This is a genomic window from Agrobacterium sp. SOY23, assembly GCF_027212525.1.
In the GTDB taxonomy this organism is placed as follows: domain Bacteria; phylum Pseudomonadota; class Alphaproteobacteria; order Rhizobiales; family Rhizobiaceae; genus Agrobacterium; species Agrobacterium tumefaciens_I.
In genome coordinates this window covers 603,161-624,721 of the sequence record NZ_JAPWDT010000003.1, presented here as the reverse complement: position 1 = coordinate 624,721, position 21,561 = coordinate 603,161, and the positions used below count along the sequence as shown (strand labels likewise).

At 60.9% G+C, this 21,561-nt stretch carries 15 protein-coding genes; 6 read left to right on the top strand and 9 right to left on the bottom strand.

The features are described 5' to 3' along the window. Positions 1 to 87 precede the first annotated feature (87 nt). The gene (katG, locus tag O3S81_RS11670) at positions 88 to 2,259 is read right to left on the bottom strand and encodes a catalase/peroxidase HPI (RefSeq protein WP_269343287.1); all 2,172 of its coding nucleotides are present in this window, start codon (positions 2,257 to 2,259) and stop codon (positions 88 to 90) included. A 212-nt stretch (positions 2,260 to 2,471) separates the two neighbouring features. Between katG and O3S81_RS11665 the strand changes: the two genes are divergently transcribed. Next, a complete protein-coding gene (locus tag O3S81_RS11665) occupies positions 2,472 to 3,380 on the top strand; it encodes a hydrogen peroxide-inducible genes activator (RefSeq protein ID WP_269343285.1) in 909 nt (302 codons plus the stop codon). A gap of 60 nt (positions 3,381 to 3,440) precedes the next feature. Here the strand turns inward: O3S81_RS11665 and O3S81_RS11660 are convergent, their stop codons facing one another. The 3 genes from O3S81_RS11660 to O3S81_RS11650 form a co-directional block, all read right to left on the bottom strand. Continuing rightward, entirely contained in the window at positions 3,441 to 4,319 is an 879-nt protein-coding gene (locus tag O3S81_RS11660) for a DUF3313 domain-containing protein (protein WP_269343283.1), read from the bottom strand. 104 nt (positions 4,320 to 4,423) lie between these two features. Beyond that, the gene (locus O3S81_RS11655) at positions 4,424 to 5,758 is read right to left on the bottom strand and encodes a sensor histidine kinase (protein ID WP_269343281.1); all 1,335 of its coding nucleotides are present in this window, start codon (positions 5,756 to 5,758) and stop codon (positions 4,424 to 4,426) included. Then, positions 5,755 to 6,429 carry a response regulator transcription factor gene (locus O3S81_RS11650; RefSeq protein ID WP_269343279.1) on the bottom strand — a complete coding sequence of 225 codons (675 nt, stop codon included), beginning with the start codon at positions 6,427 to 6,429 and terminating at the stop codon, positions 5,755 to 5,757. The genes O3S81_RS11655 and O3S81_RS11650 overlap by 4 nt, the downstream gene beginning before the upstream one ends. A gap of 182 nt (positions 6,430 to 6,611) precedes the next feature. Between O3S81_RS11650 and O3S81_RS11645 the strand changes: the two genes are divergently transcribed. Continuing rightward, a complete protein-coding gene (locus O3S81_RS11645) occupies positions 6,612 to 7,760 on the top strand; it encodes an efflux RND transporter periplasmic adaptor subunit (RefSeq protein ID WP_269343277.1) in 1,149 nt (382 codons plus the stop codon). Between the two features lies 1 nt (position 7,761). Next, on the top strand, positions 7,762 to 10,902 hold the full coding sequence (locus O3S81_RS11640) for an efflux RND transporter permease subunit (RefSeq protein WP_269343275.1): 3,141 nt from the start codon (positions 7,762 to 7,764) through the stop codon (positions 10,900 to 10,902). 43 nt (positions 10,903 to 10,945) lie between these two features. Here O3S81_RS11640 and O3S81_RS11635 read toward each other — a convergent pair whose 3' ends face one another. Then, on the bottom strand, positions 10,946 to 11,488 hold the full coding sequence (locus O3S81_RS11635; protein ID WP_269343523.1) for an NUDIX hydrolase: 543 nt from the start codon (positions 11,486 to 11,488) through the stop codon (positions 10,946 to 10,948). A gap of 113 nt (positions 11,489 to 11,601) precedes the next feature. Here O3S81_RS11635 and O3S81_RS11630 point away from each other — a divergent pair, with 113 nt between their 5' ends. The 3 genes from O3S81_RS11630 to ku (O3S81_RS11620) all read left to right on the top strand — a co-directional run bounded on the left by O3S81_RS11630 (position 11,602) and on the right by ku (O3S81_RS11620) (position 14,125). Beyond that, entirely contained in the window at positions 11,602 to 12,246 is a 645-nt protein-coding gene (locus tag O3S81_RS11630; RefSeq protein WP_269343273.1) for a DUF47 domain-containing protein, read from the top strand. After that, entirely contained in the window at positions 12,246 to 13,250 is a 1,005-nt protein-coding gene (locus O3S81_RS11625; RefSeq protein WP_269343271.1) for an inorganic phosphate transporter, read from the top strand. The genes O3S81_RS11630 and O3S81_RS11625 overlap by 1 nt, the downstream gene beginning before the upstream one ends. Positions 13,251 to 13,333: 83 nt before the next feature. Then, complete coding sequence (ku, locus tag O3S81_RS11620; RefSeq protein WP_269343269.1) at positions 13,334 to 14,125, top strand: non-homologous end joining protein Ku; 792 nt, start codon at positions 13,334 to 13,336, stop codon at positions 14,123 to 14,125. 69 nt (positions 14,126 to 14,194) lie between these two features. On the opposite strand, the gene ligD is transcribed toward ku (O3S81_RS11620), so the two are convergent. The 4 genes from ligD to O3S81_RS11600 form a co-directional block, all read right to left on the bottom strand. Then, positions 14,195 to 16,687 (bottom strand): DNA ligase D, encoded by a 2,493-nt coding sequence (gene ligD, locus O3S81_RS11615; RefSeq protein WP_269343267.1) that lies wholly within the window; start codon positions 16,685 to 16,687, stop codon positions 14,195 to 14,197. A 3-nt stretch (positions 16,688 to 16,690) separates the two neighbouring features. Beyond that, entirely contained in the window at positions 16,691 to 17,524 is an 834-nt protein-coding gene (gene ku / locus O3S81_RS11610) for a non-homologous end joining protein Ku (RefSeq protein ID WP_269343265.1), read from the bottom strand. 222 nt (positions 17,525 to 17,746) lie between these two features. Further along, positions 17,747 to 20,086, bottom strand: coding sequence for a bifunctional diguanylate cyclase/phosphodiesterase (locus O3S81_RS11605; protein WP_269343263.1), 2,340 nt, complete (start codon positions 20,084 to 20,086; stop codon positions 17,747 to 17,749). Positions 20,087 to 20,274: 188 nt separating this feature from the next. Beyond that, positions 20,275 to 21,378 (bottom strand): hypothetical protein, encoded by a 1,104-nt coding sequence (locus tag O3S81_RS11600; protein WP_269343521.1) that lies wholly within the window; start codon positions 21,376 to 21,378, stop codon positions 20,275 to 20,277. Between the last annotated feature and the right edge of the window lie 183 nt (positions 21,379 to 21,561).

Genomic DNA, 21,561 nt, shown 5'->3' with positions numbered 1-21,561 from the left:
CGTGCCGTTGATCTCGACGGCGAGAAATAAAAACACCTCCCCGATCGCTCGGGGAGGTGTTGTTTTTTCGGCGAATGGGCTTTCCGCTCAGAGCAGGTCGAAACGGTCGGCGTTCATCACCTTCGTCCAGGCGGCGATGAAGTCGCGGACGAATTTTTCCCTGCTGTCGTCCTGCGCATAAACTTCCGCATAGGCGCGCAGGATGGAGTTGGAGCCGATCACGAGATCGACACGGGTCGCCGAATATTTGGCTGCGCCGGTCTTGCGATCACGGATCTCATAGAGATTGTTGCCGGTCGGAACCCAGGAATAGGCCATGTCCGTCAGCGTCGTGAAGAAGTCCGTCGTCAGTGCACCCGGCTTGTCGGTGAAGACGCCGTGCGCCGCACCACCGTAATTGGCGCCGATGACGCGCAGGCCACCGATGAGGACGGTGAGTTCCGGCGCGGTGAGGCCGAGAAGCTGCGCACGGTCGAGCAGCAGCTCTTCGGGGCTGACCACATAGTCCTTCTTGACCCAGTTGCGGAAACCATCCGCCAGCGGTTCAAGCGGCGCGAAGCTGTCGGCATCCGTCTGTTCGGCGGAAGCGTCACCACGGCCAGCCGCGAAAGGCACGGCGATGTCGAAACCGGCCGCTTTCGCCGCCTGCTCCACACCGTAATTGCCGGCCAGAACGATCACATCGGCGATGCTTGCGCCGGTTTCACGGGCAATCGGCTCGAGAACCGAGAGCACGCGGGAAAGACGGGCGGGCTCGTTGCCTTCCCAATCCTTCTGCGGTGCCAAGCGAATACGTGCGCCATTGGCGCCGCCGCGTTTGTCCGAGCCGCGGAAGGTGCGGGCGCTGTCCCATGCGGTCGAAACCAGATCGGCAACCGAAAAACCGGAAGCAGCGATCTTCGCCTTGACGGCAGCGACATCGTAGCTCGTCGAACCTGCCGGGATCGGATCCTGCCAGATCAGGTCTTCAGCCGGAACATCCGGGCCGATGTAACGGGACTTCGGCCCCATGTCGCGATGCGTCAGCTTGAACCATGCGCGGGCGAAGACCTCGGAGAAATGGTCCTGATCATCCTTGAACTTCAGCGAAATCTCGCGGTAGATCGGATCGACCTTCAGGGCCATGTCGGCATCGGTCATCATCGGAATGGTGCGGATCGAGGCATCCTCGACGTCGACCGGCTTGTCCTCTTCGGCGATGGTGATCGGCGCCCATTGCGATGCACCGGCGGGGCTGTGCGTCAAGGTCCACTCATGCTTGAACAGCATGTCGAAGAAGCCATTGTCCCACTTGGTGGGCTCGCTCGTCCACGCGCCTTCGATACCCGACACCACGGTGTCACGGCCGATGCCGCGACCCTTGGTATTGATCCAGCCGAGACCCTGATATTCCGGACCAGCGGCTTCCGGATCGGGGCTGAGATTGGCGGCGCTGCCATTGCCGTGCGACTTGCCGATGGTGTGGCCACCGGCGGTCAGGGCAACGGTTTCCTCGTCATCCATGCCCATGCGGGCGAAGGTTTCGCGCATCTGCGCCGCCGTCGCCAGCGGATCGGACTTGCCGTTGACACCTTCCGGGTTGACGTAGATCAGGCCCATCTGCACGGCGGCAAGCGGGTTTTCCAGCGTCTCGGGCTTGCTCACATCGCCATAACGGCCGTCGCTCGGCGCCAGCCATTCCTTTTCATCACCCCAATAGGTGTCCTTTTCCGGCGCCCAGATATCTTCGCGGCCGAAGGCGAAACCGAAGGTCTTCAGACCGGCGACGTCGTAGGCGATGGTGCCGGCGAGCGCGATGAGATCGGCCCAGGAAATCTTGTTGCCGTATTTCTTCTTGATCGGCCACAGCAGGCGGCGGCCCTTGTCGGTGTTGACATTGTCCGGCCAGGAATTGAGCGGTGCAAAACGCTGGTTACCGGTGTTGGCACCACCGCGACCGTCGGTCACACGATAGGAACCGGCGGCATGCCAGGTAACGCGCGCCATCATGCCGACATAGCTGCCCCAGTCGGCCGGCCACCATTCCTGGCTGTCGGTCATCAGGGCGCGCAGATCGGCCTTGAGGGCTTCGACATCAAGGGTCTTGAGCGCTTCACGATAGTTGAAGGAGGTGCCGAGCGGATTGGTCTTGGTGTCGTGCTGATGCAGGATATCGAGGTTCAGCGCGTTCGGCCACCATTCGGTAACCGATTTGCCAGAGGCCGTATTGCCTCCATGCATGACGGGACACTTGCCAGCCGGTTTTGAAGTTGCGTCCATTTCGCCCTCCGATGGGTTTAGCAATTAAACGAAATAATCAATTCGACATGTGCAGCATGCTGGAATTCTAGCCCGCGACGGACCCTGGGAAAACCCCGCAACGACGCTTCTGATCTTTCACAGCTACAGCCTCTTTCTGTCATGACGATGACTAACAGCCGGGTTCCATAATTTCCAATTGTATATTCTAAAGGCTGCGATATGCTGAGCTTATGATTGCGCTCTCCATGAAACATCTCCGCTATTTCGACGCGCTGGCCAAGATCGGCCATTTCGGGCGCGCGGCGGAATCCTGCGCCATTTCCCAGCCCGCGCTGTCTTTGCAGATCCGCGAACTGGAGGAACTGATCGGCGCGCCGCTCGTTGAACGGGGCAGCCGCCAGATCCGGCTGACGGCGCTTGGCGAGGAATTTGCCGAGCGCACCCGTGCAATCCTGCGTTCAGTAGACGAGTTGCAGGATCTGGCGCGCGCAGGGCATGGCCCTCTCAGCGGCCGCCTGCGCATCGGCGTCATTCCCACCGTCGCGCCCTACCTTTTGCCGCAGGTAATCAAGACGTTGACCCGGCACTATCCCGGACTGGAGGCACGCCCGCGCGAGGCGGTAACGCAGAAGCTCATCGAAGACCTTCTGGAAGCCCGGCTCGACATGGCGATCGTTGCGCTGCCCGTCTCGGAACCCGCGCTGGAAGAGGTTCCGCTGTTTTCGGAGGAGTTCATTCTGGTGCGGCCGATGGAGGATGCCGGCATGCCGGTTCCGAGTGCCGACAAGCTGGGTGAAATGCGCCTGCTGTTGCTGGAGGAAGGCCATTGTTTCCGCAACCAGGCACTCTCTTTCTGCAGCACTACGAATGCACCGCCGCGCGTGCTGATGGAGGGCAGTTCGCTTTCCACGTTGGTGCAGATGGTCGGCGCGGGCATCGGCGTCACGCTCATTCCGCAGATGGCGGTCGATATGGAAACGCGGCAATCCACCGTCTCGGTGTTTCGTCTGGCGGAACCGCGCCCGTCGCGCACCATCGGCATGGTCTGGCGCAAGAGCAATCCGCTTTCGGCGCAGTTCGCCCATATTTCCGAGATCGTCCGCGAATGCGGCCTTCAGAAACTCGGCCTCGCATCATGATGGCTCGGCCGGATGATCGCGCACATCGCAATGCGCGCGACCAGAGATGTGGCGGCTGACTTATCGCGATGCCGCCCCTGCGTGTCTGTCGGTCCATTCCGGTGGTGCGCCGAACTTGTCGGCCACCATGCCCTTCAAGCCGCGTGACCGGCCATAGGCGTCACATTCGACATATTTCGGTTTCCCGCCCAGAGCGGACCGAATGCGATGGCCGGAGGGAATGGAGAGGTTCAGCCCGTCGGAAACCTTGCCTGTCACCAGAATGCGCGCGAAATAATTGGAGAAATCAGCCGCAAGTCCATAAGCATCGCCGATTTCCGATACACGGGGGTCGCTGGTGATGGAATTCGCGCCCTTGGACCAGATGGCTGCCGCACGCTGGACACCGGTGTTATCCACCGCTTCCGCCTCGACGGCGAGACCGCCGAGCCCGAATGGCAGACGCGGCACACTGACCGGCAGGACAAAACTGCTGCCGAGCGACACCGCCGTCGATACCCCCGCCATAGTCTTGTCGGTCGGCACGAGATCGGTGATGACGGTGCGCACCGTCATGTCTGCCGGCTGGCCAAGCGCGGCGATGCGGTACTTGTCGCTGAGCGCCACGCAGATGGCACGATCAAGCGCGTTCGAGACAAGCGCGCGGTCCTTTTCCGATGTGACGCGCGACGAAGCGGCGAAGGAAAATGTGGTCGGCACGATGGCAACGGTTTTAACCGCCGCCAAGCCATAGGCGTCCACGAAGCTCCGCGATTTGGTGAACTTGCCCTTGGCGGGGCTCAGTTGTGCATAGGAGGTCAGCGTGCCACCCTCCTTGAGCGGCACGGAGGTGCAGCCGGACATGATGATGGCGAAGGGCAAGGTCGCAAAGGCGATGCCGCGGCTCCGGGCCGCCTTATCGCCGGAAGCCCGGGCAAACAGATTCCACTGCTGTTTCACTGCATATACTCCGGTTGGCATGGTTGAACCCCCGCCCACACGGTACGACGGCGAAAATTGCGGCAACATTACAATTACGCCTCTGTATGACATTCAGGACGGGCTCAAAAACGCAACCGGAAGGTGCTTCCGAAGGCGCTGCTATCCAGGAAGATTCGCCCGTCGTGATTGGCGACGATCTGCTTGACGAGGCTAAGCCCAAGCCCTGCCCCGGTGCTGCGCGGCGTGATGCGGTAAAAAGGCTCGAAAATCCGCTCCTGCTGGTCTTCGGCTATTCCCCGTCCCTCGTCGGAAATCGCGATTTCGCCGTTGGCGAGAACCGAAACATGGATCGTCCCACTGTTTCCACCGTGATCGATGGCGTTGCGCACGATATTGCTGATGGCGCGCGGCAGGGTGAACGGGTTGCCCTGCACCTCGTATCGCGCGCTCTGCGTCTCGAAGGAGATCTCATAGCCCGCCGAGAGCGCAAGCGGCGCAAGATCGGCGACGACGGTGCGTGCCATCTCGACAAGGTCCACCGTCTCGCGCCGGTCGTTCACCTGATCGTTGCGTTCGAAGGCCAGAAGCTGTTCGGTGGTTTCCCCAAGCCGCGCGACATCCTCCATCAGGCGCTGCTGTTCCGGCCCGGGCAAACCCTCGATCCGGGTCTGCATGATGGCAATCGGCGTTCGCAACTCATGCGCCGCATCGATGAGAAAACGCTGCCGCGCCCGAAACTGCTCCTCCAGCCGTTCGAGAATGCTGTTGAAGGCAAGGATCAGGGGAACGACCTCGCGCGGCACATCGTCGACGGGAAGCCTCGCGCCCGGCCGACGCGGATCGATCTCGGGCGCCTTTTTGACGACGGAACTGAGGCCGCAGAGCGCCTGGCGCACGATGCGCGGAACCGAGAAGAACACGGCAGGCAAAATGACGGCCAGCAGGGGAACGTAAATCTTGTAGGTTCCGGCGAGAAGCGTCAGAAACTGCCCGCTGACATGCGTGGCTCCGCCGAACATAACCCTTACGGGACCGAGATTCGTCTCCATGCTTTCAACCAGGGCGACCTCGACGATACCCTTTCCGCCGCGAATATCGGCATCCGTCATCAGATGCAGATACTGCGACAGTTCCTCATAAACGGCAGGTACGGCGCCATAGGTCGCCACCTGCCCGTCCAGCGTGGAAGCCACGAACCAGAGCGTTGAATTCTCCGCCTTGAGAGCCCGCAATGCCGGGCCTTCGGCAATGACCAATCCTTTTTGCGGATCGAGCGAAAACGTCCCGTCTAGTGTCGCCGACAGGTCGTCCCAGAGCGCAATGTTGGGCGAAAGCATCGTCACGCCATAAAAGCAGAGACCGATGATAACCACAGCGATCATGGCGGAGACGACGACGCTGAGCTGCCAGCTTAATTTCCACCACAATGACGGATTGGACTTGTCCTGCGCTGTCATGTCTCTTCCTTCAGCAGATAACCGATGCCGCGAATATTGTGCACGCCGACCCCGGCCGATGCATCGAGCAGGCGTTTTCGCAGCCGCGATATATGCGCATCGAGCGCATTGGACTGGATTTCCTCTTCGTAATTATAAACCGCCGCCTCAAGCGTGGAGCGCAATACGGATTTGCCCTTCCGTTTCGCCAGCGTAACGAGAACCAGAAGCTCGCGTCTCGGCAGGTCGAAGGGAACCGAATTGATCGTGACGCTCAGATGAAGCGGGTCGATGACGATGCGGCCGGCGGTGATCTCGGCCGGCGCGAGGTTTGCCGGCCGTCTTAAAACCGCGCGCACCCTTGCCAGCAGCTCTCCGATGAGGAACGGCTTGCCGAGATAGTCGTCGGCGCCGCCATCCAGTCCGGCAATCCGCTCTTCCGGCTCGTTCATGGCCGTCAGCAGAATGATCGGCGTATCGACGCCGGCGCGGCGCAACTGCGGAATGAAGGCAAGGCCCTCCCCGTCCGGCAGGCGACGGTCGAGCAGGATGGCGTCATAGACATGCTGGCGCGTCAGCTCCATGGCGTCGCCGAGCCACATCGTATGGTCGACGACAATGCCCTGCCTGCCAAGCGTTGCCGTCAGCGCATCCGCCATTTCCTTTTCGTCTTCGATCAACAGAAGTCTCATGCGTCACCGTCCCTTCGCCTTCCCTTGTCTGCCAGAAAGGTTGCGGCAGTATTGCGGCAAGGCGGCCGCGGCAGGGTAATGCTGCTGCAATTATAGGCGCTTATCCCTAAGCCATCAGCCTGCAGGACAGGCAACATGACCCAGCGGTCACAGGATATGAGTTTTGCCTGGAGGATTACGGTATGTGGATGAAGAGAACGATCAAGGCGGGGATGGCGCTTGCGGGCTGCGCCCTCGTTGTCACCGCTCTCGATCCGGCGCGCGGAAACGTCGATGCGAATGAGCGTATCAAGGATATCGTGGCGACGACCGCGATGAGCCCGGCCGGCATTCCCTTCGAACTGACGTCGGCGGAAATAGCGAAGATCGGCGCGCGCCCGATGTCGGAGCGGCTCAGCATCAGCGGCGAGCTTCAGCCGGTCAACCGCGTCGTGATCCGCGCCCGTGAGGCCGGCAAGATTCTCGAAATGAATGTCCGCGACGGACAGGCGGTGCGGGCGGGCGACGTGCTTGTGCGTTTCGAAACCGACGATTTGCAATCGACACTGCTTTTACGGCAGAGCGACCGGGATGCGGCCGAGGCGGAGCTGACGCTGGCGATGCAGGCCCTGACCCGAACCGAACAGCTGGCTGCAAAAAACATCACCTCGGCCGAACAGCTCGACAAGGCGAAAAGCGACGTCGTGGTGAAAACGGCAAGGATTCAAAGTCTTTCAGCACAGGTGGACATCGCCCGGATCGCCCTTCACAACGCCGAAATTCGTGCGCCATTTAGCGGCACCGTTACCCGGCGACTGGCGGAGGCGGGCGCGCGTATCGGCGCGGATGGCGAGCTGCTCACGCTGGTCGATACCAGCGTGCTGGAAGCGAAGGTCCTTGTCGCCACCCGCGATATTCCCCGCGTCGCACGCGGCCAGACGGCGGAACTGGAGATCGACGGCCTCGCCGGCCAGATCGTCAAAGGCACGGTCGAGCGCGTCAGCCCGGTTGCCGAGGACGGCACACGCGTCGTTGCCGTCTATCTCAGGCTTGCCAATCGTGACGGGCAATTGTGGGGCGGAATGTTCGCCGGCGGATCGATCCTGCTGCGTGAAAAAAACGATGCGCTTGTCGTTCCCGCCATAGCGCTGCGCAAGGACGAGACCGGTTACCACGTCCTCAAGGTACAGGACGGCCACCTGCGCCGTCAGACGGTTGCCGTGGGGTCACGCTGGAACGGCGACAGCCTGGTTGAGATCGGCGCGGGCCTTGCGGGTGGCGAAACGATCCTGACGGCGCCGCTTCCCGAATTGCGGCCCGATATAGCTGTCACCATCGACAAGGCAGGTTGAGATGTTTTTGACCCGCATATCCGTTGCCCATCCCGTCTTCGCCACCATGATGATGGTGGCGCTTCTGGTCATGGGCGCCTTTTCATTGCAGCGGCTGGGACTGGACCAATATCCCAATGTCGACGTTCCCGTCGTGGTGGTCGTCACCGCCTATCCCGGCGCGACGCCGGAGACGGTGGAAACCGAGGTAACGCGCCCGGTCGAAGATGCGCTGAACGCCATCGGCGGCCTCGATGAGGTGACATCCACCTCTTACGAAGGGCGCTCGGTCGTCGTCGCGAAATTCAAGCTCGAAGTCCAGAGTTCGGCCGCCGCACAGGAGGTGCGCGACAAGATCGCCACCATCGAGGCGAATTTCCCGGAGGACGCCAAAAAGCCGGTCATATCGCGGTTCGACCCCGCCGCCGAGCCGGTTCTGTCGCTGGCGATCAGTTCCACATCACTCGATGTGCCCGCACTCACCACCCTTGCCGACCAGAGGGTGGTGCGGCAGTTGACGACCGTTGCCGGCGTCGGGCAGGCGACGCTGGTGGGCGGTCGCAAACGGCAGATCGACGTCACAATCGACGAGACACGCATGCGCGCGCTCGGCATCGGCGTCAACGAGGTGGTGAACGCGCTGCGGACCGGAAACGGCAACAGCCCGGCCGGCAGCGTCGTTGATCCCGTCTCCGAACGCACCATTCAGGTGCAGGGGCGCATTGAGGAACCGCAGGCATTGCTGGATATGGTCGTGGCAAGGCGTGGCGGCGTGGCCATCCCGCTTCGCGACGTCGCCAGGCTTTCGCAAGGGGCTGCCGATGCCGAAAACCGCGCCCTCTATAATGGCCAGACGGCGCTGGCGATCGACATCGTCAAGGTACAGGACGCCAATACGGTTCAGGTGGTGAGCGATGTGCGAAAGCGCCTCGATGCGCTCAACGCCGAACTTGCCGCGCAGAACGTGCAATTGCGTATTGTCACGGATACATCGGTCCCCATCCGGGAATCCGTCACACAGGTCCAGACCACGCTGATCGAAGGTGCGGCGCTTGCCGTCGCCATCGTCTTCCTGTTCCTCAATTCCTGGCGTAGCACCGTCATCACCGGGTTGACGCTGCCGATCGCGATCATCGGTACGCTCACCGTGATCGATTTCCTCGGTTTCACCCTCAACACGCTCAGCCTGCTGGCCCTGACGCTGTCCATCGGCATTCTGGTGGATGACGCCATCGTGGTGCGCGAGAATATCACCCGCCATCTTCACATGGGCAAATCCCATCTGCGCGCCGCCCTCGAGGGCACCAACGAAATCGGGCTTGCGGTGATCGCGACGACGGCGACGATCGTGGCCGTGTTCCTGCCGGTTGCCTTCATGGACGGTATCGTTGGCCGATTTTTCTACCAGTTCGGCGTCACCGTTTCCGCTGCCGTGCTGATCTCGCTTTTCGTCGCCTTCACGCTCGATCCTATGCTGTCGAGCATCTGGTATGATCCGGATGCGCAGGCCGATGCGAAGCGTGGCCCGATTGGCCGGCTGATCGCCCGTTTCGACCGTGGCTTCGAGTGGATGGCCGGGCAATACCGGCGTGCGATCGGCTGGACCTTGCGCCACCGGTTCGTCACCCTGCTTGCCACGGCCGGGATTTTTATCGGCAGCCTGTTCATGGTGCCGCTGGTGGGCACGGAATTCGTTCCGAATGCCGATGAGGGCCGCTTCCAGATCAATGTCACCGCGCCGGTCGGTTCTTCGCTCGATTATACGACGGCGAAGCTCAGGCAGGTCGAGAAGGCGCTCAGGGAATTTCCGGAGGTCGAGACGCTGTATTCCACCGTCAATACAGGCGGTGCGGCCGGCAAACATCGCGCCGCCGTTCTCGTGGGGCTGGTGCCGCTTTCGGCACGCACGCAGACCCCGCTTTCCCTTGCGGAACCGGTCCGCAAACGCCTGTCGGCAATTCCCGGTATCGAGATCAACATCCTGCAGAACGGTCTTGGCGGCGGCGAAAGTCCGGTACAGCTCAGCATCCTCGGCGACGACCGGGCAGTCATCGAGAAAATCGCCGCCGGTCTGGTGGAGGATATGAAAAAAATTCCCGGCCTGGTGGATGTGACCTCCAGCGCCAAGGATGTGACCGCAATCCTGTCCGTCCGACTGAAGCCCGCCGCGGCAAGCGATCTCGGCATTGCCAGGGCCGATCTAGCTGCCGCCCTGTCTCCCCTCATCGGCGGCGAGGATGTTTCTAAATGGACCGATGCAAATGGCAACAGCTACGATATCGTCATTCGCCTGCCCGCCGAGCGTCGCTCCGATGCGGCAAGGCTGGGTGACCTGATGATCGCGACCGGCCGCACCGGACCGACCGGTGCGCCGCAGATGGTGCGTCTGGATCAGGTCGCCGATATCGCCACCGTGCCGGCGCCGGCCGAAATCCGCCGTATCGACAATCGCCGCGAAATACTGGTATCGGCCAATATCGCCGGCCGCACGCTTGGCGACGTGACGGAGACCCTGCAAAGGCTGACCGCCGGCCGCGATCTGCCGGAGGGTTACCGCATCCGCTTCGGCGGTGAGGCCGAAACCATGCAGGAGACCATCGGCCACATGGTCACGGCGCTCAGCATGGCCGTCATCTTCATCTATATCGTGCTCGCCTCGCAATTCGGCAGCTTCCTGCAACCGCTCGCCATCATGGTGTCGCTGCCGCTGTCGCTCATCGGGGTCCTCATCGGCCTCATGGTGGCCGGCAGCACCATCAACATGTTCTCGCTGATCGGCTTCATCATGCTGATGGGCCTCGTCACCAAAAACGGCATATTGCTGGTCGATTTCGCCAATCGCGAACGACGGCGGGGGCTCTCCCTCAACCAAGCGCTGGCAAATGCCGGCGTCATCCGCTTCCGCCCGATCATCATGACGACGCTTGCGATGATCTTCGGCATGATCCCGCTCGGCCTTGCCGTGGCCGGGGGTGGAGCGCAGCGCGCGCCGATGGCGCATGCGGTGGTTGGCGGCCTCATCAGTTCCACGCTGCTGACCCTGATCGTGGTGCCTGCGATCTTGTCCTGTATCGACAGCATCACGCGGCGTTTCGCCCACCTGCTGCCAAAGGCGCCGGATGCGGCGAGCGACGCGGAACCTGCGCGTCACCCGGCCCAGTGACTTAAGGCCCGGCGGCGCGAAAGCCGCCGCCACTGACACGCCGCTAGTTGCCCTCCTTCGTCCGGCCTTTCTTTTTGCCTTTGGGCTTGAAATCAACCAGCAGCGATTTCAGCTCGATATCGCGAACGCGCCTTGCCGCCTCGTCAGGGCGCACCCATTCCAGGAGGCGTTCGCCGCTTTCCTTGAAAAGCGCATCGGCCTCCGTCACCTCGATCTGGAACACGTCGACCATGCAGGGCACGACATCGCCATCATCGAGCATCTTGAGATAGGTATAGCGACCGATGGCGTCCTTTCTCACCCGGCCGCGCACGCCCGCCTCCTCCCATGCCTCGATGGCCGCCGCCTGATGCGGCTTCTTGCGTTTCATCGGCCAGCCACGCGGAATGATCCAGCGTCCACTGGTCCGAGAGGTCACAAGGAGGATTTCGACATCCCCACCATTGCCGGCATAACGGAAGCAGAGCGCGGCATATTGCTGCCGGAAAGCACCGGTGAAGAGCTTTTCCGGAACAGCAGCCAGCTGCTGGAGCAATGTGAGTGGACGGGCCGGGCGGGTCTTCCGGCGTTTCTTGGCGAGTTTCATATCCGTTGATAGTGCCGATTTTCCGGGTTGCATCAATGCCCCGCGTACATTTATGACAGTTTTATGACAATCACCCCCCACAACTAATAAAGCGCCATTGAGGGCCAATTCGCATGATGAGTATTTTTCGCAAGCTGATGCCGCGCGAGGACCGTTTCTTCGACATGTTCAGCAAACATTCCGAAACGGTCATCAAGGCGGCTGAAGCGCTTGACCATCTTTTGAGCGGCGTCGACGTCGAGAAGAACTGCGACCTCATCGTCGCGCTGGAACACCAGGCGGACGATATTACCCGCGACGTTCTGCTTGCGGTCAGGCGCAGCTTCATCACGCCCTTCGACCGGGGCGACATCAAGGACCTCATCCAGTCCATGGATGACGCCATCGACATGATGCACAAGACGGTCAAGACCATCCGGCTTTTCGAACAGAGCGAGTTCGACCCGCTGATGAAAGAGATGGGCCACGAAATCGTCCGCGCGGCCGGCCTCATCGCGGAGGCCATCCCGCTTCTCAACAAGGTCGGCACGAATGCGCATCGCCTGTCGTCCATCGCCGAAGAGGTGACCCGCGTTGAAGGCCGCTCGGACGAACTTCATGACCTGGGTCTCAAGGACCTCTTCCGCCGCCATGGCGCGAGCGGCAATGCCATGGCCTATATGATCGGCAGCGAGATCTACGGCGAACTCGAAAAGGTCGTGGACCGCTTCGAGGATGTGGCCAATGAGATCAGCGGCATCGTGATCGAGAACGTCTGATGGATGTCGCACTTGCCCTGCCGCTGCTTGTCGGCCTCATTGCCATCGCGCTGTTCTTCGATTTCCTGAACGGCCTGCACGACGCCGCAAACTCCATCGCCACCATCGTTTCCACCCGTGTGCTGCGGCCGCAATATGCGGTCGCCTGGGCGGCATTCTTCAATTTCATCGCCTTCCTGTTCTTCGGGCTGCATGTGGCGGAAACACTCGGCACCGGCATCATCGATCCGGCCATCGTGTCACCGCAGGTCATCTTCGCGGCGCTGATCGGCGCGATCGTCTGGAACATCGTCACCTGGATTTTCGGCATTCCCTCCAGCTCGTCGCACGCGCTGATCGGTGGTCTCGTCGGTGCGGGCTTTGCGAAGGTGGGCTTTAATTCCATCGTCTGGTCCGGCCTGATCAAGACCGTGGGCGCCATCTTCATGTCGCCGGCCATCGGCTTTTTCCTGGCGCTGCTTCTGGTCCTTGCCGTGTCGTGGCTGTTCGTACGGCAGACGCCTTTTGCGGTCGATCGCACCTTCCGCGTCATGCAGTTCATTTCCGCCTCGCTTTATTCGCTCGGCCACGGCGGCAATGACGCTCAGAAGACCATGGGCATCATCGCCGTGCTGCTGTTCAGCCAGGGGCATCTCGGCGAAAGCTTCTACGTGCCCTTCTGGGTGGTGATTTCCTGCCAGTCGGCCATGGCGCTCGGCACGCTGTTCGGCGGCTGGCGTATCGTGCACACGATGGGATCGAAAATCACCCGGCTCAATCCGATGCAGGGTTTTTGCGCTGAAACCGGCGGCGCGCTGACGCTGTTTGGCGCCACCTGGCTCGGCATTCCCGTGTCCACCACCCACACGATCACCGGCGCCATCGTCGGCGTGGGTGCGGCCCGCCGCGTCTCGGCGGTGCGCTGGGGTCTTGCCGGCAATATCGTCATCGCCTGGATCGTGACCATGCCGGCCGCGGCACTCATCTCCGCCGCGGTTTATGGGCTGACGTCGCTGTTCGGCTGATAGCTGCCGATTGCCACTCCCCCGGAACAAAAGCCGCCCCGTGGCTGTTGTTCCGGGGGACCAATGGCGAAACGGACAGCAAAATGGCACGGCAGGTTTTCTGGAAGGGTTATCTGAAGCTGTCACTGGTGACGGCCTCCGTTTCGCTGACGCCCGCGACCACCGAGGGCAACAAATACACCTTCCACATCCTCAACCGCAAAACCGGCAACCGCGTCGAAAGCCGGTACGTTGACAGCGTCACCCACAGGCTGGTCGCCGCGAAAAACCAGGTGAAGGGTTTTCCCCGCAACGAGGACGATTATGTGCTGCTGGAGGATGACGAGATCGATGCTGTGGCGCTGGAAAGCACCCGCACAATCGACATCAAGACCTTCGTTCCCAAGGGTTCGATCGACTGGATCTGGTACGACCGTCCGCATTTCCTGCGCCCGGAAGACAAGATCGGCACTGAAGCCTTCAGCGTCATTCGCGAAGCCATGAGGGCGAACGATGTTTTCGGTATTGCGCGGCTGGTGATCTACCGCCGGGAACGGGCAGTTTTGCTCGAACCGTCCGGCAAGGGCATCATCCTGTGGACGCTGCATTATGGCGAGGAGGTGCGTGAAAGCATCGATGCGCTGGAGCCGAAAATGAAGATTGACGCGCCGCTGCTGGAAGCCATGGAAAAACGCATCGGCAAACAGGTGACGGAATGGAAGCCGGCTTTGGTGCAGGACCCCATTCAGAAGAAGATCAAGTCCCTGCTCAAGTCCAAGGGAGAGGAAGTCTCCTCCTCCAAAAAACAAACCGGCGCAAAGGCGCGCACGGGTGGCAATGTCATCAACATCATGGATGCCCTGAAAAAGAGCCTTGCGAGCGAAAAAAGACGCTAGAGCTTTTTTGCTTTGTCCGGTGGAGACCGGGACCAGTTTTTGTGAAAATGCATGAGAGGATCGCGGTCCTCAGTTCGCCTTTTTCGGCAGCGGTTCGGCCGCGGCAAAAAAGCCATCCCAGGGGTCTTTCTTCAGGGCGGAAAGGCGCGCACCGATATTGCTGAGGGTGAAGTGGGCCGGGCCGATCTCGGCCGTAAGCTCCGACCATTCCAGCGGCGCGGAAATGGCCGCACCCGGACGGGCGCGCGTCGAATAGGCCGCAACCGCCGTATTGCCTCGGCCATTGCGCAGATAATCGATGAAGATGCGGCCCTGCCGTTTCGCCTTGGTGGCGACGGATAGATATTTTTCCGGCTCTGCCTTCGCCATATCCGCCGCCATGGCTTTGGCGAAGGCGTTGACGGCAGCCCAGCCCGCCTGCGGTTTCAGCGGCGCGACAACATGCAGCCCCTTGCCACCGGATGTCTTGACGAAAGCGGCAAGGCCGGCCGCCTCGAAACGCCGTTTCAGTTCGCGCGCCGCCTCGATCACCGCTTCCCAGGCCACGTCGTCACCGGGGTCGATATCCATGGTGATCATGTCCGGCCTCTCCCAGTTGGCGGTGGTTACGCCCCATGGGTGAATTTCAAGCGCGGCGGATTGCACGAGCGCCATCATGCCATCGAAATCGGTGATGCGGATCAGCGGTTCGCCGCCCTTGTCCTTGGGATCCTTGATCTGCTCGATCGCCTTGTTGATGCCGCGCCAGGCATGTTTCTGGAAAAACCGCTGCCCTTCTATGCCCTCCGGGCAGCGCAGCAGCGCCAGCGGCCGGTTGACGACGAAGGGCGCCATGTGCCGCCAGACCTGCGCATAATAGTCGGCAAGCCCCTCCTTGGTGACGCCGTCATCCGGCCAGTAGAGCCGGTCCGGATGAGTGAATTTGATCTTCGATAACGGCGCATTGGTATCCGACACGGCCTTCTCCTCGCGTTCGATGTCTCCTGCCGGCTTGTCTTCGCGCAGGCCCCGGAAGGATGCGTGGCGCAGATTGCCATCTCCCGACCAGGCGCGAAACTCCACTTCCGCCACCAGTTCCGGCTTCACGAAATGAAGATCGCGGCGGGCAAGCGCGGTCAGCCTGTTGCCGAAGGGGCTTTCCCTGCGTTCCAGTGGTGCCAGGCGGCCGAGCAGCATCTCCGCCACCTCCCCCGTAAAACCGGTGCCGACGCGTCCCACATGGCGCAGCCTGTCATTTTCATGGACGCCGAGCGCGAGCGAGCCGATGGCATGATCCGACGTCGAGGAGAGCGTATAACCGCCAATGACGAATTCCTGCCGCATCGAGCATTTGGACTTTACCCATTCGCCCTTGCGGCCGGACACATATTTGCTGCCCTTGACCTTGGAAATCACCCCTTCGAGGCTGAGCCGGCAGGCATGGTCAAGCACAAGTGCACCGCTTTCCTCGAAATGCTGGCTATAACGGAGATGGGGATCGCCCGCCGGCAGCAGTTTTTCCAGCAGCGCCTTTCGTTCGCTCAGCGCAGCACCGCGCAGGTCGCTGCCATCCAGATAAAGGAGGTCGAAGGCGTAAAAGACAAAACGGTCGCTGCGTCCTTCGCTCAGATCCTGCTGCAGGGCAGAGAAATCGGAGGCGCCGCTGTCGCGTTCGACGACGATTTCGCCATCGATCAGCACCGTTTCCACCGGCAGCGCCCGGAGCACCGCCGTCACGGCACCGCCGAATTTCTCCGTCCAGTCCAGCCCGCTGCGGGTCAGGAGCTGAAGTTTTCCCTGATCGACACGCGCCTGCAAACGGTAACCGTCAAATTTGATTTCATGCAGCCAGCGTGAGCCCTCCGGCGGTTTCGGCTTCAGCATCGCAAGCGCCGGCGGCACGAAGGGCGGCATGGCCTGTTTGCGCGCGCCTTTGGGCAGCGCATGCGCCTGTTTTTGGCCGGAGACCGAAGCGGCGGCCTTTTTCGAGACCGGCTTGGAATTCCACGTATCTTTTGGTTTGGCCGCGACCTCCTCGACGCTGCGCCCGGTCTTTACCGATTCCGGCCGTTCCTCGAGAATATCCGCACCGCCACTATGTCTCGCCTCTTCATCGTCACCCTTGATCAGCAGCCAGTTCTCCCGGCTTTCCCCAGGTTTTCCATGCATGCGCACCAGATGCCAGCGGCCTTTGAGCTTTTTGCCTTCCAGTTCGAACTCCAGATGGCCCTTGCGATAACCCTTGCGCGCATCACCGATCGGCTGCCAGGTGCCACGATCCCAGACGATGACAGTGCCGCCGCCATATTGTCCCTTGGGGATAACGCCTTCGAAATCACCGTAACTCAGCGGATGATCCTCCACATGCACGGCAAGGCGCTTGTCCTCCGGATCGAGGCTCGGGCCGCGCGTCACCGCCCAGCTTTTCAGTACGCCGTCCATTTCCAGACGGAAATCATAATGCAGGCGGCGGGCATCGTGTTTCTGGATCACGAAGCTCGATCCCGATTTTTCAGCCTTTGTGCCTTCAGGCTCCGGCGTCTTGTCGAAACGGCGCTTGGCATTATAGGTCTGCAATCCCATCGATCAGCTCGCTTTCCGCGAGGCCTTGCGGCCGCCCGCCGTGGCCTTTTTTCCGCTGCCGGCGCCGGCTCCGGCACTGCGGCGCAGGGCCTCCTTGAGATCGATAATATTGTCTTCCCTGCGCGGCTGCGGCCTGACGATTTCCCGGCCCTCGATCTTGGCCTTCACCAGTTCCGCCAGCGCATCGTTATAGCGGTCGCTATAATCCGCCGGATCGAATGTGCCGGCGCGCTTTTCGATGATGTGGCCGGCAAGCTCCAGCATCTCATCATCGAACTCGATATCCGGGATCGACTTGAAGACGGTGGTTTGCGAACGAACCTCGTAACTGAAATTGAGCGCCGTCGCGACAAGCGCCCTGCCGCTTGGGCGGATCAACAGAACACGGTTACGGCGAAAAAGCACTGCCTCGCCGAGTGCGGCGACATTCTCGTCCTGCATGGCCTTCGCCAGAAGCGTCAACGCCTCCTCGCCTCCCTCTCCGGTCGGTGCAAGATAATAGGATCTGTCAAAATAAAGCTTGTCGATCCCGTCCATCGGCAGAAAGTGCCTGATGCGGATGACCTTGTCGCTTTCCGGCATCAGCTTCGCGATCTCGTCTCCCTCGATGACGAGGTAATCGCCATTATCGAGTTCATATCCCTTGACCTGATCCTCGCGAAGAACTGCTTCACCCGTATCGCTATCGACATATTGCCGCTCGACACGGTGGCCGGTCTTGCGGTTGACGATATTGAACGAGATTTTTTCCGCCGAACTCAACGCGGAATAAAGGCCGATTTCGCAGTTGAAATCGGCAAACGCCAGATGGCCTTTCCAGCTTGCTCTCCGGTTCATGTCCGTCGTCCCTCGCCGTCGCTGCGGGTCGGCATTTTTCCATTATGGACGTGCTTCCATGGCGCATTCCATGACAGGGCATCATACCGCCCGGCCATTTTTGCCGATCTGGCGAAACCGCATGGACACACCACACGCAAGCCTAACGATCTGCCTGCGCTCTCGTTCCATCAAATATGGGAAAGGAGGGAGCAACGGCGCTGCACGCCGTCGCATCCTTCATCAGGCGGAATGGGTCTTCCGCTTGATGGCACTTGCGGCCGGGGCCGGTGCCACATCCGGTTTGCCGAAGAGATAACCCTGCGCCTGCGCGCAGCCCTCATCGACCACCATGCGATATTGCGCATCCGTTTCGATCCCCTCCGCCGTCACCGGCAGGTCGAGACTGCGGCCAAGACCGATCACCGCACGCACGATGGCGCGGGCATTGTCGTCCTCGCTCATGGCGGCGATGAAGCTGCGGTCGATCTTGATCTTGTCGAAGGGGAAACTCTGCAGGTTGCTGAGCGAGGAATAACCCGTGCCGAAATCATCCATGACAATGGCAACGCCGAGCGCTTTCAGCTGGTTGAGGATGATCAATGTCGCCTTGCGGTCCTTGAGGAGTGCTGCTTCGGTAATCTCCAGCTCCAGCCGGTTCGGCGAAAGCCCGGTCTGCATCAGGACCGTGCAGACGACGTGACCGAGATTGGCGAGTGAAAACTGCAAGGGCGAAACATTCACCGCGATCTTCAGATGTGGTGCCCATGTGCTTGCCTGGCGGCAGGCCTCACGCAGCACCCATTCGCCGAGCGAGATGATGATCCCGCTTTCTTCGGCAATCGGAATGAAGATATCCGGCGATACCACGCCCCTTGTCGGGTGCTGCCAGCGCACCAGCGCCTCGTAACCGACGACCTGACCACATTCGACGGACAGGACCGGCTGATAATTCAGCAGCAATTCGTTACGGTTGACGGCAAGCCGCAGATCCGTCTCAAGCTGGCGGCGCTCGCGGGCCTCCTGATCCATCAGCGGATCGTAAAAGGCCAATATGCCGCGTCCGCCCATTTTGGCGCGGTAAAGCGCAAGATCGGCGGCATGCATGATGCTTTCATGATCCTGCCCGTCACGCGGGAAGACGGCGATGCCGATACTGACGCCAACGGCGGTCGGATCGTCCGCGGCATTCATTTTCAGCCCGAACATCGCCAGGATCGTCTCGGCAAGCAGGCGCGCCTCGTCCGCCTTCGTATGCCGGGCGGTCAGGATGACGAATTCGTCGCCGCCGAGGCGGGCGACCACATCGCCAGCCCTTGCACATTCATCGAGAATGGCGGCGACTTTTTTCAGCACGCGGTCGCCCTCGGCATGCCCGAATATGTCATTGACCGCCTTGAACCGGTCGAGATCAAGCGCCAATAGCGCGAACTCATCCTCCTCGCTGCAATGCTCGATCTGCTGGTGAAGCCGTGTCTGGAACATGGTGCGGTTGGAGAGGCCCGTCAGGACGTCATGGCGGGCGAGATATTCGATTTCACGCTGCGCTTCGCGCTTTTCCGTCAGGTCACGAATGGCCATCACCTCGCAGGGCCGGCCGCGATATTCGATCGTGCGCACGCCGAGTTCGAATACCTGCGCCTGCCCGGCGCGCTCGCGGATCGCCTCCACCGGCGCATGGCGCGGCAGATAGGCGGGCTGCCCGTCGATGGCCTTGAAGAGATCATCGGGGTTCTGCCCGATCAGCGATGCCTCGTCGCGGCCGAGAAGGCCGGCAAAACGCGTGTTCAGCTCCACGATCCGCCCGTCGCGAACAACGGCGAGACCATCCAGCGTCGCATCCACGAGGCCCTTGAGATCGACAAGATAACGATCGACCAGCGCAGCCGCGGCGGTGCTGGACAGGATCAGGAAGGTGACGCCGGAAATGGCGACGATCATGATCAGCCTGGCGACATTGTCAGGATCAGGTCCGGAGATGGACGGATCCGGCGACAGCACCGTTGCCGACATGGTGGTGAAATGCAGCGCGCAGATACCGAAGATCGCCGCGCCGGCCGGAGCGGCAATGCGCCTCCAGGAACCAAGACGATGGAAGAGAAAAAAAGCGGCAAGAAAAGCCACCCAGGCAACGGCAAAACCGCCAAGAACCGGCCCCCAGCGATAGCTGATCGTGGCGGCGACATCCATGCCCGCCATGCCGACGAAATGCATGACGGCAACCGACAGGGTGACCAGCGTTCCGACGATGACCGCACTATAGCGTGCCTGCGAACGGGCCGTGAGCGCCAGCCAGAAACCGAAAACGGCGAGAACCGCCGAAAGAGCCGTGAAGGAGAAATCATAGCCGATCGGAACCGCGCCCTTATAGGCCAGCATGGCGACGAAATGGGTGGCCCAAACGCTTAGTCCTGCGGCAAAGGCGGCAACCAGCACCCAATAGGGCTTGCGGCCCGCCGGACTTTCCTCCGCACGCAACAGAAGGTGAAAAAAAGCAAACATGCCGAGCAGGCAGATAACAGCCGCAAGAAGAACGACCACCCGGTCGTGCTGTATGGCAACGCATTCCAAAACCGTGAACATGATGCACTCTCCCAGCCTCTGAAGAACCGCTCACGGTGGCACTATGGGAGTGGTTTATTTATAAATCTCTAATGCAACTATTGATAATTGTATCAATCTTTTTTCACGCGCACAAAAGACTTCGGGACAGCGTGCCAAGCTGTAACACTTTCGGCAAACCGGCCCGAAAAAATGATCGACCGAGGCTATTACTTCCAGCTTCGATAATCTGCCGCGGTGCATCCGAAAGGTGCCGGACCATCGGCGAAACGTTCCTGCAGATGGGCACAACCCCACTCATTGAGTGCTGCCGGCAGCATGTTGTTGATGTCCATGCCGGGCGAGTTGAATTGCGACGGAGCACTGGTGACATACCACAGCCAGTAACCGAAGACGGCGACGATGATGACGGCCACGATGGCAATGAAGGTTCCCAGCCTGCGGAGGAGGCCGGGCCCTTTCTTTATCGCGGCGCCCTCGGCCGAGGCACCCGCCTGTGTGTCATTCGCAAGCAACGGGGCAAGCGAAGCGAGAGCCAGCGCCCTCTCCTGCTCCGTAAGGTCGATCCGCTCCAGCTGATCGTCGAGCAGAACCGGCAGTGCGCTGTTTCCGTGCAGAACCGCCAGCGCCACATCATGTTTGCCGGTATGGCCAACGACGACTGGAATGCGACCCCGCTCCAGATGGGTGAAGGATTGCCGCTTGGTCTTGTTGTCCCTCACCGTATCGGCATAGGTGACGAAAAGACGGCTGCGTTTTTCGGCAACTGCCGTCAGCGCAACCGGGATAACGGTCAAAGGCGCAGGCTTCCGCAATTGCAGGCGCACCCGCAGGACACGGATGAGTGTGAACAACATCGCGAGACTGCCGAAACCGAGCAGGGCAACAAACACGCCGAGCGTGATGATGCGGTTCCAGAGCATGTCGAGCCCCAGCGAGATCGTTGCCAGTTCCGGGTTCTTCGCGGAAACGACCAGCCCGGTTTCGTAATCGCCGGAATGGAAATCGACGAACATGACCTCGACGTCCTTCTTGTAGCTGACGCCGCCATATTCGTAGGAAAGGTCCGCCTCGCAGGTGGTGAAGATCGCCTTGCGCGTCTTGCAGCTGCCGCTGATATCGCCACTTTCGATCTCCAGCGGGTCCTTGCTGATCTGATAGTCGCGCATGATGCCCGGGCCTTCGGCCACGAGCATGACGGCGAGGATCGCCACAAGCACCGGAATGGAGAAATAATAGGCCGCCGGCACCGAAATGACGCCACGCTTGAGGATGAGCGGCCGCGACGGAAGTTTTATCTGTGCAAGGTTCATTGTCGTCAACGCATTCTTCGGGAGATGGGTGAGCGGAGTTCGCGACTCTCGCCCGACGGAAGGAATAGTCGTTCGACGGTCTAAACCGATGAAGTCCTTGAGAAAACCCCCGAAACTCCGGGATAATGACGATAATTCACCACCGCGACCGGGATTCGCGCCGGGCCGCCGATAAAAACGGGC

Coding starts and splice junctions, on each gene's coding strand:
- O3S81_RS11600 (WP_269343521.1), bottom strand. CDS start 21,378: ATGAACCTTGCACAGATAAAACTTCCGTCGCGGCCGCTCATCCTCAAG.
- O3S81_RS11625 (WP_269343271.1), top strand. CDS start 12,246: ATGGATGTCGCACTTGCCCTGCCGCTGCTTGTCGGCCTCATTGCCATC.
- ku (WP_269343265.1), bottom strand. CDS start 17,524: ATGAACCGGAGAGCAAGCTGGAAAGGCCATCTGGCGTTTGCCGATTTC.
- O3S81_RS11655 (WP_269343281.1), bottom strand. CDS start 5,758: ATGACAGCGCAGGACAAGTCCAATCCGTCATTGTGGTGGAAATTAAGC.
- O3S81_RS11630 (WP_269343273.1), top strand. CDS start 11,602: ATGATGAGTATTTTTCGCAAGCTGATGCCGCGCGAGGACCGTTTCTTC.
- O3S81_RS11650 (WP_269343279.1), bottom strand. CDS start 6,429: ATGAGACTTCTGTTGATCGAAGACGAAAAGGAAATGGCGGATGCGCTG.
- O3S81_RS11665 (WP_269343285.1), top strand. CDS start 2,472: ATGATTGCGCTCTCCATGAAACATCTCCGCTATTTCGACGCGCTGGCC.
- katG (WP_269343287.1), bottom strand. CDS start 2,259: ATGGACGCAACTTCAAAACCGGCTGGCAAGTGTCCCGTCATGCATGGA.
- O3S81_RS11605 (WP_269343263.1), bottom strand. CDS start 20,086: ATGTTCACGGTTTTGGAATGCGTTGCCATACAGCACGACCGGGTGGTC.
- O3S81_RS11640 (WP_269343275.1), top strand. CDS start 7,762: ATGTTTTTGACCCGCATATCCGTTGCCCATCCCGTCTTCGCCACCATG.
- O3S81_RS11635 (WP_269343523.1), bottom strand. CDS start 11,488: ATGAAACTCGCCAAGAAACGCCGGAAGACCCGCCCGGCCCGTCCACTC.
- ku (WP_269343269.1), top strand. CDS start 13,334: ATGGCACGGCAGGTTTTCTGGAAGGGTTATCTGAAGCTGTCACTGGTG.
- O3S81_RS11645 (WP_269343277.1), top strand. CDS start 6,612: ATGTGGATGAAGAGAACGATCAAGGCGGGGATGGCGCTTGCGGGCTGC.
- ligD (WP_269343267.1), bottom strand. CDS start 16,687: ATGGGATTGCAGACCTATAATGCCAAGCGCCGTTTCGACAAGACGCCG.